At 74.2% G+C, this 13,335-nt stretch carries 11 protein-coding genes; 7 read left to right on the top strand and 4 right to left on the bottom strand.

Features of this window, described 5'->3' with window-relative positions; translation table 11 throughout:
* Positions 1-430: 430 nt before the first annotated feature.
* Positions 431-700, bottom strand: coding sequence for a hypothetical protein (locus tag AB0J71_RS48755; RefSeq protein ID WP_364421174.1), 270 nt, complete (start codon positions 698-700; stop codon positions 431-433).
* A 108-nt stretch (positions 701-808) separates the two neighbouring features.
* Between AB0J71_RS48755 and AB0J71_RS48760 the strand changes: the two genes are divergently transcribed.
* From AB0J71_RS48760 to AB0J71_RS48785, 6 genes are all read left to right on the top strand, one after another.
* Positions 809-2,041: a sensor domain-containing protein gene (locus AB0J71_RS48760; RefSeq protein WP_364421176.1), complete on the top strand. Its 1,233-nt coding sequence runs from the start codon at positions 809-811 to the stop codon at positions 2,039-2,041.
* The gene (locus AB0J71_RS48765; protein WP_352326985.1) at positions 2,029-2,667 is read left to right on the top strand and encodes a response regulator transcription factor; all 639 of its coding nucleotides are present in this window, start codon (positions 2,029-2,031) and stop codon (positions 2,665-2,667) included. The genes AB0J71_RS48760 and AB0J71_RS48765 overlap by 13 nt, the downstream gene beginning before the upstream one ends.
* A gap of 168 nt (positions 2,668-2,835) precedes the next feature.
* Complete coding sequence (locus AB0J71_RS48770; protein WP_364421178.1) at positions 2,836-4,194, top strand: erythromycin esterase family protein; 1,359 nt, start codon at positions 2,836-2,838, stop codon at positions 4,192-4,194.
* A 144-nt stretch (positions 4,195-4,338) separates the two neighbouring features.
* On the top strand, positions 4,339-4,869 hold the full coding sequence (locus AB0J71_RS48775) for a hypothetical protein (RefSeq protein ID WP_364421180.1): 531 nt from the start codon (positions 4,339-4,341) through the stop codon (positions 4,867-4,869).
* A 3-nt stretch (positions 4,870-4,872) separates the two neighbouring features.
* Positions 4,873-5,337 (top strand): hypothetical protein, encoded by a 465-nt coding sequence (locus AB0J71_RS48780; RefSeq protein WP_352326988.1) that lies wholly within the window; start codon positions 4,873-4,875, stop codon positions 5,335-5,337.
* A 72-nt stretch (positions 5,338-5,409) separates the two neighbouring features.
* A complete protein-coding gene (locus AB0J71_RS48785) occupies positions 5,410-6,444 on the top strand; it encodes a DUF5685 family protein (protein ID WP_352326989.1) in 1,035 nt (344 codons plus the stop codon).
* A gap of 17 nt (positions 6,445-6,461) precedes the next feature.
* On the opposite strand, the gene AB0J71_RS48790 is transcribed toward AB0J71_RS48785, so the two are convergent.
* Both AB0J71_RS48790 and AB0J71_RS48795 read right to left on the bottom strand, forming a co-directional pair.
* Complete coding sequence (locus AB0J71_RS48790) at positions 6,462-7,196, bottom strand: GNAT family N-acetyltransferase (RefSeq protein ID WP_364421182.1); 735 nt, start codon at positions 7,194-7,196, stop codon at positions 6,462-6,464.
* Between the two features lie 111 nt (positions 7,197-7,307).
* Positions 7,308-7,958 (bottom strand): nitroreductase family protein, encoded by a 651-nt coding sequence (locus tag AB0J71_RS48795; RefSeq protein WP_352326979.1) that lies wholly within the window; start codon positions 7,956-7,958, stop codon positions 7,308-7,310.
* Between the two features lie 132 nt (positions 7,959-8,090).
* Here AB0J71_RS48795 and AB0J71_RS48800 point away from each other — a divergent pair, with 132 nt between their 5' ends.
* On the top strand, positions 8,091-8,921 hold the full coding sequence (locus AB0J71_RS48800; RefSeq protein ID WP_352326980.1) for an SAM-dependent methyltransferase: 831 nt from the start codon (positions 8,091-8,093) through the stop codon (positions 8,919-8,921).
* Positions 8,922-8,924: 3 nt separating this feature from the next.
* Here the strand turns inward: AB0J71_RS48800 and AB0J71_RS48805 are convergent, their stop codons facing one another.
* Positions 8,925-13,094: a serine protease gene (locus AB0J71_RS48805; RefSeq protein ID WP_364421184.1), complete on the bottom strand. Its 4,170-nt coding sequence runs from the start codon at positions 13,092-13,094 to the stop codon at positions 8,925-8,927.
* Positions 13,095-13,335: the final 241 nt, after the last annotated feature.

Consider the following 13,335-nt stretch of genomic DNA (forward strand, 5'->3'; position numbering starts at 1 on the left):
CGAGCAGTCATCAGCAGTCTCCTTGGTGACATCGATCATCAGGGCGGCATGCGCTCGCTTGACTCAGACAAGACATGAAGGCCGTAGCCGGGCACAAACGCCATCGGTCGCTACGTGGAGCGCAATTTACTGTGCCGGGTGGTTCCACGAAGACGTGCTGTGGTTCCACCGGCTGGATAGATACAACGTTACCCCAAGAAACGGACAAACGCAAACCAAACACCCTAAAACGGGCAATGATCTACCTGTGAACCGTAAACCACGGGCAAACAGCCTCAATCCTGTCAAAGCCCACGGGGTATGCGTATGTAAACCACTGGCAAGCTCCCGGCATTCCCCTCATGACCTGGGCGTTCTTCCGCGCGGCCGGGCCGCCGCGCCTACCAGGCGCAGACGGCCTCCTCGGTACGCCGGCGAGGGTCGACGCGGCTCAGGTCCTGCGCATGCTCACGTGGTGCACGATGAGGACGGCGATGCACACGATGGCGACGGCGCCCGAGACCAGGCCGAGCGACCAGCCACGGCCGATGCTGTTGGCGATCAGGTTGACGACCGAGCTGGCCATCAGGACGAGCCAGAGCAGGGCGCGCAGCGCGAGCGCGCCTTTGCTCAGCGGGGGCCTGCCCGCCGCGTGCCGGGAGGTGGCCCGCGGGGTGGCGGCGTCGGAGTCAGGGCTGGAGATGCGATAGGGATCGGTCATGGCCAGAACCCTAGAAACGGGCCCGATCTGCGGAAATCCCGCACGCTGCCGGGCCGTGGTACAGCGGGCTGGAGCAAGTTGTGTCCCCTTTCACCTACTATGGCGCCAGTGTTGCGGGGAATCCTGGAAAGTCTCGAACGGCTGGCCGGCGGGCTGGGCACCGCCTTCATGGCCGTCATCGTCGCGCTGTGCTGGCTGGTGGTGGCCGCGTTGAGCCTGGTCGGGGTCGGGCTGGCGCTGGTGCCGGCGATGGTCGCGATGACCAGGGCCGCGGCCGAGTGGGAACGCAGGCGCCTGGCCGGCGCGGGTGTCGAGATCGTCAGCCCGTACCGGCTGTCCGCCGAGCAGTTGCCCCGAGGCTGGGCGGCCAGGATGCGGGCGGCCCGTGCCGACCCGGCGACCTGGCGCGACCTCGGCTGGCTGGCCCTCTACGCCGTGGTGGGCCCGGTCTGCGGCCTGCTCGGGCTGGTCATGCCGGTGGCGGCGCTGCGGGAAGTCACCTACCCGTTCTACTGGCAGACGCTGGCGCGCGAGGATCAGCTCACCAACTTCGCCGTCCCGGTCACCACCTGGCCGGGCGCGATCGCCACCTCGGTGATCGGCCTGGCCGTCGTGGTCGCCCTGGTCCGCCTCTTCCCCGCGCTGGCGCGCCTGCAGGCGCTGCCCGCCAGGAAACTGCTGGTCCCGCACGCCTCGATCGACCTGTCGCAACGCATCGCGCAGCTGACCGTGACCCGCGCGGGGGCGCTGCGCGCGCACGCCGTCGAACTGCGCCGCATCGAGCGGGCCCTGCACGACGGCGCGCAGAACCGGCTGAACGCGGTCGTGGTCACGGTGGCCGCGGCCGAACGTGCTCTGCAACGCGATCCCGCCCTGGCGGCGCACGCTCTGGAACGCGCCAGGAACGCGGCCGAGCAGGCGCTGGCGGAGCTGCGCGGCGTCGTGCGCGCGATCCTGCCGCCGATCCTGGAGGACAAGGGGCTGGCCGGCGCGCTGGACGCGCTGGCCGCCGGATGCTCGGTGCCCTGCCGGGTGCGGGTGGGTGAGCTCGCCGTGGTGCCGTTGTCGGTGGAGAGCGCCGCCTACTTCACCGTGGCCGAGGCGCTGACCAACGTGGGCAAGCACAGCGGCGCCCGGCACGCGGAGGTCGTCGTCGAACGTGCGGGCCCGGTGCTGCGCGTCCAGGTGCGTGACGACGGCAAGGGCGGCGCCCGCGATGACGCGGGCACCGGGCTGGCCGGCGTGCGCCGCCGCGTCCAGGCCCATGACGGAACGATGACGCTGACCAGCCCCGACGGGGGGCCGACTGTGATCGAGGTGGAACTGCCGTGCGAGTCGTGATCGCTGAGGATGACGCGCTGCTGCGCGAGGGCCTGGTGCTGTTGCTGAGCGGGGAGGGCATCGAGGTGGCCGCGGCCGCGAGCGACCCCGAGGGGTTTCTGGCCGCGGTCGAAGAGCACCGGCCCGATGTGGCGGTGGTGGATGTGCGCATGCCGCCCACCCACACGGACGAGGGCATCCGGGCGGCCGTGGCGGCCAAGCGCCTGCAGCCGGGCCTGGGCGTCCTGGTGCTGTCGGCGCACGTCGAGCAGGCGTTCGCGACCGACCTGCTGGCCGCCGGCACGCACGGGGTCGGCTATCTGCTCAAGGAGCGGGTCGGCAAGGTCGAGCAGTTCCTGGAGGCGCTGAACCGGGTCGCCGACGGCGGCACCGCCATCGACCCGGACGTGGTGGCCCAGCTGTTCACCCGCCGCCGCGACCCCCTGGCCGAGTTCACGCCGCGCGAACGCGAGGTGCTCGCGCTGATGGCCGAAGGGCTGGGCAACCTGGCCATCGCCGACAGGATGGTGATCACCGAGGGGGCGGTGCACAAGCACATCCGCAACATCTTCGCCAAGCTCGACCTGGCGCCCAGCGACCGTATGGACCGCAGGGTCGCCGCCGTGCTGCGCTACCTCGGCGCCTGAGGCGGCCTCCGCCACCCGGCCTCCGGACGACGGCCTGGTGAACGGGACCGCGGGCGGCGTGCGGTAGCCAGCACCACCATCGACCGGCCAGCGGGCGGGATCGAAACCGCCTGAGCCGCTCCCTACGTTGGTGACTGCTTCATTCGACACCCAACGTAAGGACCTGTCTTGTCGAGCAACACTCTGCGTCGTACCGTGCCGGTCACCCTGGCGCTGGCGGCCTGTCTGACGAGCCTGAGCGCTCCGGCGTTCGCCACCTCCGCCCCCGCCGCCGCCGGCGTCTCCACGACGGCCGCCGACGCCGGCCAGGAGCGGGTGGTCGCGGACCTGGAGCGCAACGCCCAGGAACTGCGCAGCACCGTCCCGGGCGGTGAGTCCGGCGACCTGCGGGCGTTGTCGGCGATGACCAAGGGCGCCACCATCGTCGGGATCGGCGAGGCCACGCACGGCTCGAAGGAGCTGTTCACGCTGCGGCACCGGATGTTCCGGCACCTGGTGCAGACCCAGGGCTTCACCACGCTGGCGCTGGAGGCGACCTGGTCGGCCGGCGTCCGCCTGGACGCGTACGTGCGCACCGGCAAGGGCGACCTGCGCACGATCATGGCCGAGGAGTTCCAGCAGTCCTACGGCGCGTGGAGGACCCAGGAGTGGATGGACCTGTACGAGTGGATGCGCGACTACAACCGAACCGCCGCACGCAAGCTGCGCGTGATGGGGTTCGACATCGGCGACGTCCACCCCGACCAGTACCGGCGCATCATCGACTGGGCCAAGAAGCATCAGCCGTCGCTCGAGGCCGAACTGCGTCGCCGCTACGCGGGCCTGCTCGCCCTGCCCGGCGGTGTGGAGCAGCGGATGAACACCCTGGCCGAACTGCCGGCCGAGCGGCGCACCGCCCTGGCCGGTGACGCGCAGGCCGCCTACCGCCTGCTGGAAAAGGGCGGCAAGGCGAGCCCGACGGTCCTGCAGGAGGCCCGCGTCATCGTCCAGATGACCACCATGTACGCATCGGAGGGGTCGGCCCTGCACCGTCACCGTGACCGGTCCATGGCCGAGAACACCGTGTGGTGGCAGCGCCACACCGGCAGCAAGACCGTGGCGGCCGCGCACAACGGGCACGTCGGCTACGTCTCGGCCTGGCCCGACCTCTACCCGGTCACCCAGGGGGCCGTGCTGCGCTCGCTGGCCGGCACCTCCTACGTGGCCATCGGCACCACCATCCACAGCGGCCGCTTCCGCGCCATCGACCCCAAGACCGGCAAGGTCGCGGTCTTCGACACCGGCGCTCCCGTCCCGGCCAGCAGCGAGGCCGTCCTGGACCGGGTGCGCTACCGCGACTACTACGTGGACCTGCGCCGCGCCGGCCGTACTCCGTCCACCCGGGCGTGGCTGGACACCGCCCGTCCGACCTTCACCATCCCGGCCACGTACGTGCCCGAGCAGTTCAACCGGCCGCTGGCGCTGGGAGCGGCCTTCGACGCGATCGTGCACCTCAACCGCGTCAAGGAGGCCACCCCGCTGCCCTGACCGCGTCCTGCGGAGGCCGGGCCCGCGGGCCCGGCCGCCGGCGCCTCCACCGCTCCCAGCCAACTGCAAAGGGGATGCAAGCCCGTTCCCAGTGCCGTCCGAGATCATCGCGCCAGCGTCACCGCAACAGACACGAGGTGAGGAATGGCGACGACGATCAGCGCGTCCACGCTCAACGGACGGCACCACAAGGCGGCACTCACGGTCTTCATGCTCATCGTGGTGGCCCACTGGGCCGAGCACCTGGTCCAGGCCGTGCAGGTCTACGTCTGGGGGTGGCCGCTGAGCGAGGCCCGCGGGGTGCTGGGCCTGCCGTTCCCGTGGCTGGTGACCTCGGAGTGGATGCACTACGGGTACGCGCTGCTCATGCTCGTGGGCCTGGTCCTGCTGCGCAAGGGGTTCGCCGGCCGTTCGCGCACGTGGTGGAACATCTCCCTGGGCATCCAGGTCTGGCACCACATGGAGCACCTGCTGCTGCTCGTGCAGAAGATCACCGGGCTCTATCTGCTCGGACGGCCGGTCCCGACCAGCGTCCTGCAGATCTTCCTGCCCCGGATGGAGCTGCACCTGTTCTACAACGCGGTCGTCTTCGCGCCGATGGTGGTGGCGATGCTGCTCCACCGCCGGGCCGCCGAGCACGGCGGGGCCGCCTGCACCTGCGCGGTGGCGCACTAGCTCATGGCGGTCATCAGACGACGTCCGGGCGGGTTCACGGTGGTGCTGGCCGTCGTGGGGCTGTCGCTGCTGTTCGTGTCCGTGCCCGAGTTCGGCCCGGTCCTGCGGGCCGCCCGCGCCGACGGGGTGAGCGGCGCGTTCACCGCCCGGGAGCTGCGGTGCGTGCGGCATCCCGGGCACGAGTCCTGCGTCTGGGCCGGGGACTTCACCTCCGGCGACGGACGGATCCGGCGGCGCGACGTCGAGCTGTACGGCAGCGACCGCGGCACCCTGGCGGCGGGACAGGCCACCGCGGCCGTGGACACGGGCCGCCTGACCCGCGTCTACGGGCCGGAGGGCTCGGACGAGTGGCTGTTCACCGCGCTGCTCACGCTGGCCGGGGCGGCCGTGCTGACGGTGGCGGCCAGGCGGGCCCGCCGCCCCGCGCGTGAACCCGCGCCTGAACCCGCGCCTGAACCCCGCGTCTGAACTCCGCGGTGCCGCGTACGGGCGATCGCCCGTACGATTCCTCCAGCGTTTTCCGGATCTTGTGAGGTTCGTGTGTTCGGGATCATCCGTCCGTGCGGCGAGCACGGGTGCGCGGCGGTGCGCGCGGCGTGGCGGGCGCACCTGTGCGGGCTCTGCCTGACCCTGCGGGACGGGCAGGGGCACGCCGCCCGGCTGACCACCAACTACGACACGCTGATCCTCTCGGTGCTGACCGAGGCCCAGCTCCCGGCCGCCGTGCCGCACCGGACGGCCGGGCCGTGCGCGTTGCGCGGGTTCCGCTCCGCCGACGTGGTGGACGCCCGCGGTCACGGCGCCCGGCTGGCGGCGGGGGTGTCGCTCGTCCTGGCCGCGGGCAGGCTGCGCGACCAGGTGGCCGACGGGGACGCCGTCCCGGCCACGGCCCCGGCCCGCCGGCTGCTCGCGGCGCGCTGGGAGGCGGGCGGCGCCAGGCTGGCCTCCGGCGTCGGCTTCGACACCGCCGTGTTGTCGGCGACGGTCGACCGGCAGCTCGAACGCGAGCGCCGGGCCCTCACCGCGCCGATGGACGTGCTCGACCTCACGGCGCCCGCCGAGGAGGCGGTGGCGGCGGCCTTCGCCCACACCGCGGTGCTGGCCGGACGGCCGGGGAACGCGGCGGCGCTGGCCGAGGCCGGCCGGTTCTTCGGCCGCATCGCGCACCTCCTGGACGCCGTCGAGGACCAGGCGGCCGACGACGAGCGGGGCGCGTTCAACCCGCTGACCGCCACCGGCACCGGCCGCGAGCGGGCGCGGCGGCTGTGCGACGACGCCGCCCACGGGCTCGCCCTCGCCGTGGCCGACCTGGAGCTGGACGAGCGGCACCTGGTGGAGCGGCTGCTCGGCGCCGAGGTGCGCCGGGCGGTCGAGCGCGCGTTCGGCGCGGCCTCCTACCGGCGTCCCGGCTGGATCCGCAGGTCGGCGGCGGGGGTGGTGACGTTCCTGACCTGCGGGGTCTGGCGGCCGCGGTGGAGCAAGAAGGCGGGACGGCCCTGCTGTGAGCGCTGCTACCTGGACAACTGCAGCAGCTGCGACTGCCCCGACTGCGGCGGCTGCTGCGACTGCGGCTGAGCCCGCCGCCGGGACGGTCAGGGGGCCGAGATGTGCAGGACCTCGCCCGCCTTGTGGTAGCCGACGCGGGCGTAGACGCGGCCCGCGGCGTCGTCGGCCGGGGTGAGGAACGGCATGGTGATGCCGGCGTCGACGCCCGCCCTGGTCAGCAGGGCGGTGACGGCTCCGCCGATGCCGCGCCGCCGGTGCGTGTCGCGCACGGCGATGCCGGCGACCTCGGCCACGCCCTCCTGGGGGCCGCCGAGCTGGCCGGCGCCGACGACCTCGCCGGTGGCGGCGTCGACGGCCGCGGCCACCAGGCCGCCCCGGCCGAGCACGCCGCGCAGCCGCGCGACGTCGTGCTCGCCCGCCTCGGGCGCGTCGAAGGCCGCGTTCATCACCCGCGCGACCTGCCACAGGCCGGCGTCGTCGGTCACCAGCGTGAGCCGTACGGCGGCGTCGGCGGGCGGCTCGGCCGCCGACCCGGCCGGGCACACCAGCAGCGGGAAGCGCCCCTCGACGGTGAACCCGGCGGCCAGCAGGGCCTCCTCCACCTTGGGCGCGACCTGCGGCACGTACTCCAGCCGGGGTGTCCTGGCCCGCTCGCGGAAGGCGGCGGCCAGCGCGGCCACCTGCTCGCCGGTGGGCGCGAGGTCGTCGTCGGGGACGGCGTAGTTGAACGGCGGCGCGTCGTCGTGCTCGTCGAAGCGGATCAGGAACGGCCCGGACCGGTGTGCCCCGGTTCCGGCCGCCGCTCGAAGGTATGCGTGCACGCGGGCGCCCAGCAAGTGAAGTCCTCTCGGTCGACGTACGACGGTCACAAGGTAGGGCCGCGCCCGCCGCCCGACAAGCGGTTTTCCCGGCGCCCCCGAAGGGGCGCCGGTTCACCAGCGGTCGAGATGCAGCACCTCGTCGAGCGGCTGCCGCGCGGCGGGCCGGAAGGTCTCCCCCGTGTAGTACGCGGTGGGCAGCAGCACGCCCTGGCGCACCTCGGCCGGGATGCCGAGCAGCTCGGCGATCTCGCTCTCGTACTCCAGGTGCAGGGTGGTCCACGCGCTGCCGAGGCCGCGGGCGCGGGCGGCGAGCATGTAGCTCCACGCGGCGGGCAGCAGCGAGCCCCACAGCCCCGCCTGGTTGCCCTCGGGCAGGCGCCCGCCGGGCAGCTCGATCGCGCCGATCACCAGCACCGGGACGTCGCCCATGTGCTCGGCCAGGTAGGCGGCGCTGCCGCTGACGCGCTCCTGGACCGCCGCGCGCGCCGGGTCGTCGCGGAACATCGAGCGGGCCGAGCCGTCCGAGGTGTAGTAGCTGTTCCACGAACGCCGGTAGTAGTCGCCGATCACCTTGCGCCGTTCGGGGTCGGTGACCACGATCCAGTGCCATCCCTGCCGGTTGCCGCCGCTGGGCGCCTGGAGCGCGACCTCCAGGCTCTGGCGGACCAGCTCCGCCGGGACCGGGCGGGACAGGTCGAGGCGCCTGCGCACGCTGCGGGTGGTGGTGAGGAGGGTGTCCGGGGCCAGTGGTTCGATCGTCATGGGCTCATCATGTCAACGCGGGCCGCCGGAATCCCGTAGCCCGTACGGCTAGGCCCTGGCCTGATTTTTCCGCGCCCCGGGACGTATGATCACGCCAGCCGGACTCGCCCGACGCAACCGAAGGAGCCGACCGTGGCCGACGACGAGCAGGGCGCGCCCGCCCCCGACGTGGACACCACCAAGCCCAGCGTCGCCCGGGTCTACGACTACATGCTCGGCGGCAAGGACAACTTCGAGATCGACCGCGAGGTGGCCCAGATGGCGCTCCGGATCGCCCCGGACGCCCCGCAGGCGGCCCGGTCGAACCGGGACTTCCTGGCGCGCGTCGTCCGCGACCTGGTCGTCGAGGCGGGCATCCGCCAGTTCCTGGACATCGGGTCGGGGCTGCCCACGCAGGGCAACGTGCACGAGATCGCCCAGGCGGCCGCCCCGGGCTGCCGGGTGGTCTACGTCGACCACGACCCGATCGTGCTGGTCCACGGCCGCGCCCTGCTCGCCGTCGACGACGGCACCACCGTCATCGAGGCCGACATCCGGCGGCCCGACGACGTCCTCGACCACCCCGAGACCAGGCAGCTGCTCGACCTCGACGAGCCTGTGGGCCTGCTGCTGTTCGGGATCCTGCACCACCTGTCGGACGAGGAGGACCCGGCCGGCATCGCCGCGCGCCTGGTCGGACGGCTCGCGCCCGGCAGCCACGTCGCCGTCTCCCACTTCCACAACCCGATGGAGGAGCGCCCGGAGGTGTCGCGGCAGGCGTTCGAGGCCGAGCGGCTGTTCAACGACACCATGGGCACCGGGCGGTGGCGCACCCGCGAGGAGATCCTCGGCTTCTTCGACGGCCTGGAGCTGCTGGAGCCCGGCCTGGTGCCGCTGGCCGAGTGGCGGCCGGAGCCGGGTTACCGGCCGGCCCTGGGCATCACGTACCACACCTTCCTGGGCGGGGTCGGGCGCAAGCCGTGACGGTCAGCAGACCGCGTCCGGCAGGGCGATCGGCACCTGCTGCCGGTCGCCGGGCGTGAAGCGGCGGCCGAACACCTCGCACAGCCGCGCCCGCCAGGCGCCGGGGTCGAGCCGCAGCAGGTCGGTGGAGTAGCCCGTGGCGGCGTCGCCGCCCTTGAGGCGCAGCAGCAGCGAGCCGTCGGGTGAGATGTCGAGGAAGTCCTGGGCCTGGCGGAAGGTGTAGCCCTCCGCGTAGGACACCCCGGCATCGCCGAGCCCGAAGACGCTGATCTCCCGCTCGCGGAACAGGAACAGCCGGCCCGCGTTCTCCGGCATGATCGAGGTCATGCGCTCGCCGCCGCGGATGTTCTCGCCCGACGAGCGCAGCGGGCCGAGCACCTTCCTGAGCGGGTGGGTGAGCCACACCTCGGGCAGCATGCCGCTGCGGAACAGCAGCAGGTGGGTGCCCGTGCGGTCGAAGACGAACCCGCTGACGACGTCGGAGCCCACGGTCAGCCGCCGGTCCTTCACCTCCTCGCCGGTGCGCAGGTCGATCGTGCGCAGATGGTCGGCGCCCTGCACGGCGACCATCAGGTGATCGGCGCTCCACGGGCTGACCTGCACCTCCGTGACGACCGTGCCGGGGCCGGCGACGTCGAAGGCGCTCTTGCGGCGGCCGGTGGCCGGCTCCCAGCGCTCCAGGCGGCGGCCGGCGAAGGTGAACAGGTCGCCGTCCTTGAAGAAGTAGGTCAGGTGTGTGCCCTCGGGCGGCCGGGCGGTGGTGACCTCGGTGAGGGGGGACAGCGAGGGCAGCGCGCGGACGGCGACCTTGGCGGGGGCGACGGCGTCGGCGAGCAGGCGTCCTGACGCGTCCACGACGGGGTCGCCGTCGGCGTCGAGGCCCTTCGGGCTCTTGGCGCGGGAGACGTCGGCCAGGGTGCGCTGCGGCTCGCCGGTCTCCATGAGGCGCAGCCGGGCGCCGCCGTCGGCCTGGGCGACCATCCGGGTGCCGCCCTGGAGCAGCGCCGGGTTGCCGATGAGCTGCTCGCCGTCGCGCAGCGCGGTCAGCACCAGGGTGTCGGGCGACCTGGTGAGCAGTTCCTGCGCGCCGGGCGCGCCCACCAGCGCGACCGGGGCGGCGCTGGTCTGGGCGTCGATCCAGGCGCGCGACAGGGTGCGGCCGGCGGCCAGGTCGACCAGCTCCCAGCCGGAGGCGCCCTGCTCGGCCACCCGCTTTCCCCCGCGGTCGACGACGAACGCGCCGCACGGGCGTCCGGCCTGGAAGCCGCCCAGCCGCTTGCCGTCGCGCACCGCGAAGCCCGTGTACGTGGCGGTGCGGCCGTCGTCGCCGGTGCGGCAGGTCACGGCGGTGGCGCCGTCGCCGGAGACGGCCAGGCCGTCGGCGGGGCCGAGCTCGCGGATGGTCAGCTGCCGCCACACCGGGCTGCCCTTGCTGGTGTACACCTTGGCCACGCCCTTCTCCCGGACGACCAGGGTGGTGGCGTCGGGGCCGAACCGGACCAGGTCGGCGGGCAGGTCGTACACCCAGGTGCGGGCGGTGCCGGTGGCGCCCAGCGACTGGAGCACGAGCTTCTTCGGGCCCGCGGTGACGATCCAGCCGTCGTCGCCGTCCGCCCTGACGTCGGCGACGGGCTCGTCGGCGGTGAGCTCGCCGGCCGGGGCCGGCCGGTCCTGGCGGGCCAGGACGTGGCCCTGGTCGAGCAGCTCGCCGTCGCGCGGGTCGACGCGGTGCCAGACCATGCCGCCGTCGTCGAGGGCGTAGGCGATCAGGCCGCCATCGGCGGAGACGGCGGGCCGGCTGGTGCCGCCCCGGTCGGGCAGGTGGACGGGCCGGTAACGCCCGTCGGGGCCGCGGGTGAACAGCGTGGCGCGGCCGGCGGCGGAGGTGGTGGTGGCCAGCAGGACGCGGGCGTCGTCGCTGGCGTCGGCGGCGGTGATCGAGCCGAGCGCGCCCGTGGCCACGCCCGTGGTGTAGCGGTGTTCGACGTAGCGCTGCAGGAGCTGGGCCCTGGCCTCCTGGGTGGGGGCCGCGCGGTAGGCGCCGACGGCGAGCAGCGACGACAACTCGGGGTCGCGTTCGGCCAGGTCGGCCGAGGCGCCCGCCAGCGCGCGGGAGCGGGACTCCGCGGCCCGCTGCTCGCCGATCCGGCCCTGGTAGAGCGTCCAGGCGACCAGCGAGAGGACGGTCAGCAGCGCCACCCCCGCGCCGGTGATCGCGCCCCGGCGGCGCAGCGTGCGGCGTCGCTGACGGCGGCGGCCCTGGCGCAGGTACTCGTGCTCGTCCTCGGTCAGGTCGCCGGGCCGCTCGGCGAGCCAGCGGGCGGCGGCGGCCAGCTCGGGCGGGCCGGGGAGCCGGTCGGGGGCGCGCCCGGCCTGCCGCCAGCGGCCCATGTCCTGGTGGAGCAGGTCACGCCATTCGAGGAACTTCAGGTCGGCGGCCACGATCCCGGCCAGCCGGGGCCATTCGGTGATCAGCGCCTCGTGGGCCAGTTCCACGGTCTGGCGGCCGTCCTCGCCGGTGTCCATGACCAGCAGCCTCCCGGCGGCCAGCCGGCCGGCCGTCGCCCAGCGCTGCTCCCCCGCCTCCTCGCGGGTGACCCGGCGGCGCAGCGGCGCGTGCGCGCCGGCGGCGACCCGGACGAGCCGGGACAGCAGTTCCTGCCCGGCGGCGCGGTCCTGCTCGGGCACGCACGCCGCCCAGACCTGCTCGGCCTGCGCGCCCAGGGCCCCGCGCACGCCGCGGCACGCCTCGTAGGAGGTGTGGGTGATGCGGCCGCCCTGCTGCTCGTGCCAGAGGCGGTCCAGCAGGAAGCCGATCAGCGGCAGGGCGCCGGGCGCGCCGCCGGCGTCGGCCAGGATGCGGTCGACCAGGCCGGGGTCGTACGTCACGGCGGGGACGGCGTCGAGCGGCGCCTCGACGGCCTGCCGGAGCTGGTCGCGGGTCATGGGGGTGAGCCCGTAGGTCTCGCGGCCGAGCGCGCCGCCGAGCGCGGGATGGGACAGGGCGGCGGGCAGGAAGTCCGCGCGCAGCGTGAACAGCACCCGGACGGCCGGGCAGGCGCGGGCCGCGGCCAGCACCCCGGCCACCTCCTCCGCCTGCTCGGGGTCGCCGACCAGCAGTTCCTCGGCCTGGTCGACGACGAGCAGCAGGCCGGTCGCGCCGGTGTCGCGCAGGACCTGGGCGACGACGTCGGGCAGGCGCCCGTTCCGCAGCGGCTCGCGCAGCGCGTCGGCCCTGGCCAGCGCGTCGGCCCCGGCCAGGCCGGGGTGCGACAGGGCGGCCAGTTCGGCGGCGAGCGCGTCGGGCCAGGAGCGCACGGCGAGGGGGCGCAGGACGACGACCTGGCAGCCCTGGCGGCGCATGGCGGGCACGACCCCGGCCAGGGCCAGCGAGGACTTGCCGCAGCCGGACGGCCCGGTGAGCGTGACCTCGGGGTGGGCCTGGAGGAGGCGGGCGATCCGGGCGGTCTCGACGTCGCGGCCGAAGAAGACCGCGGCGTCGCCCTCGCGGAAGGCCGACAGCCCGCGGAACGGCGAGGCCGGCCGTACGGTCGCGGCCAGGCCGGGGACGGCGCGGGTGAGCGACCGGGTGGGGATCACGAACGCCTGGCGGGGCCCGCCGGGCTGGGCCGCGACCACCATGCCGACGACGTCGCCGAGCTCGACGTCCCAGACGGGGCTGCCGCTGAAGCCGCTCTCGATCGGCACGCCGCGGGGGTCGTCGGGGGCGCACTGGAGCCAGCCCTGCTGGGTGCCGCCGAGCAGCCGGCCGGTGTGCCAGCCGCCGCCGCGCAGGCCGTGCGGGAACCCGGCGACGACGACCCGGTGGCCCCACAGGCTGCGCGGCTCGGCCATGCGCAGCGGGCGCCCGCCCGGGGGCGCGGCGTCCAGGCGCAGGACGGCGATGTCGCCCGAGCCGTCGGCGGCGGTGTGGACCCAGTGCTCGACGTGGGCGCGCACGGGCGTGTGGTCGCCGGTGAAGGGCAGCTCGACGGTGACCCAGGCGTCCGGCGGGGGCGGGCCGTCGGCGTGGTCCAGGGCGCCGGAGACGACGTGCGCGCAGGTGAGGGCGCGGTCGGGCGCGATGAGGAAGCCCGCGCCCGCCACGGCCCCCTGCGGGCCGCGCACGCGCAGGACGGCAAGGTTCAGCGCCTCGTCAGGGCCCGTCTCCATCACTTGCGGTCACCGCCCGTCACTCCATGTGGTCAGACGAACCAGTATGGCGGGTGGGCGGGGCGGCGTTTGCCGTTCCTTGACATGCGAGAAGGGCGTCCCCCGCGGGGAACGCCCTTCACTTCGCGCGCGTGTGTTACTTCTTCACCGACAGCGGGGCCGTGCCGGTGTCCTGCTGACGCCAGGCACCCGTGTCGAACGCCACCGGAGCCGCCTTGCGGCCCACACCGTCACCCCACTT

It is taken from the genome of Nonomuraea sp. NPDC049637 (assembly GCF_040675235.1).
Lineage (GTDB): Bacteria > Actinomycetota > Actinomycetes > Streptosporangiales > Streptosporangiaceae > Nonomuraea.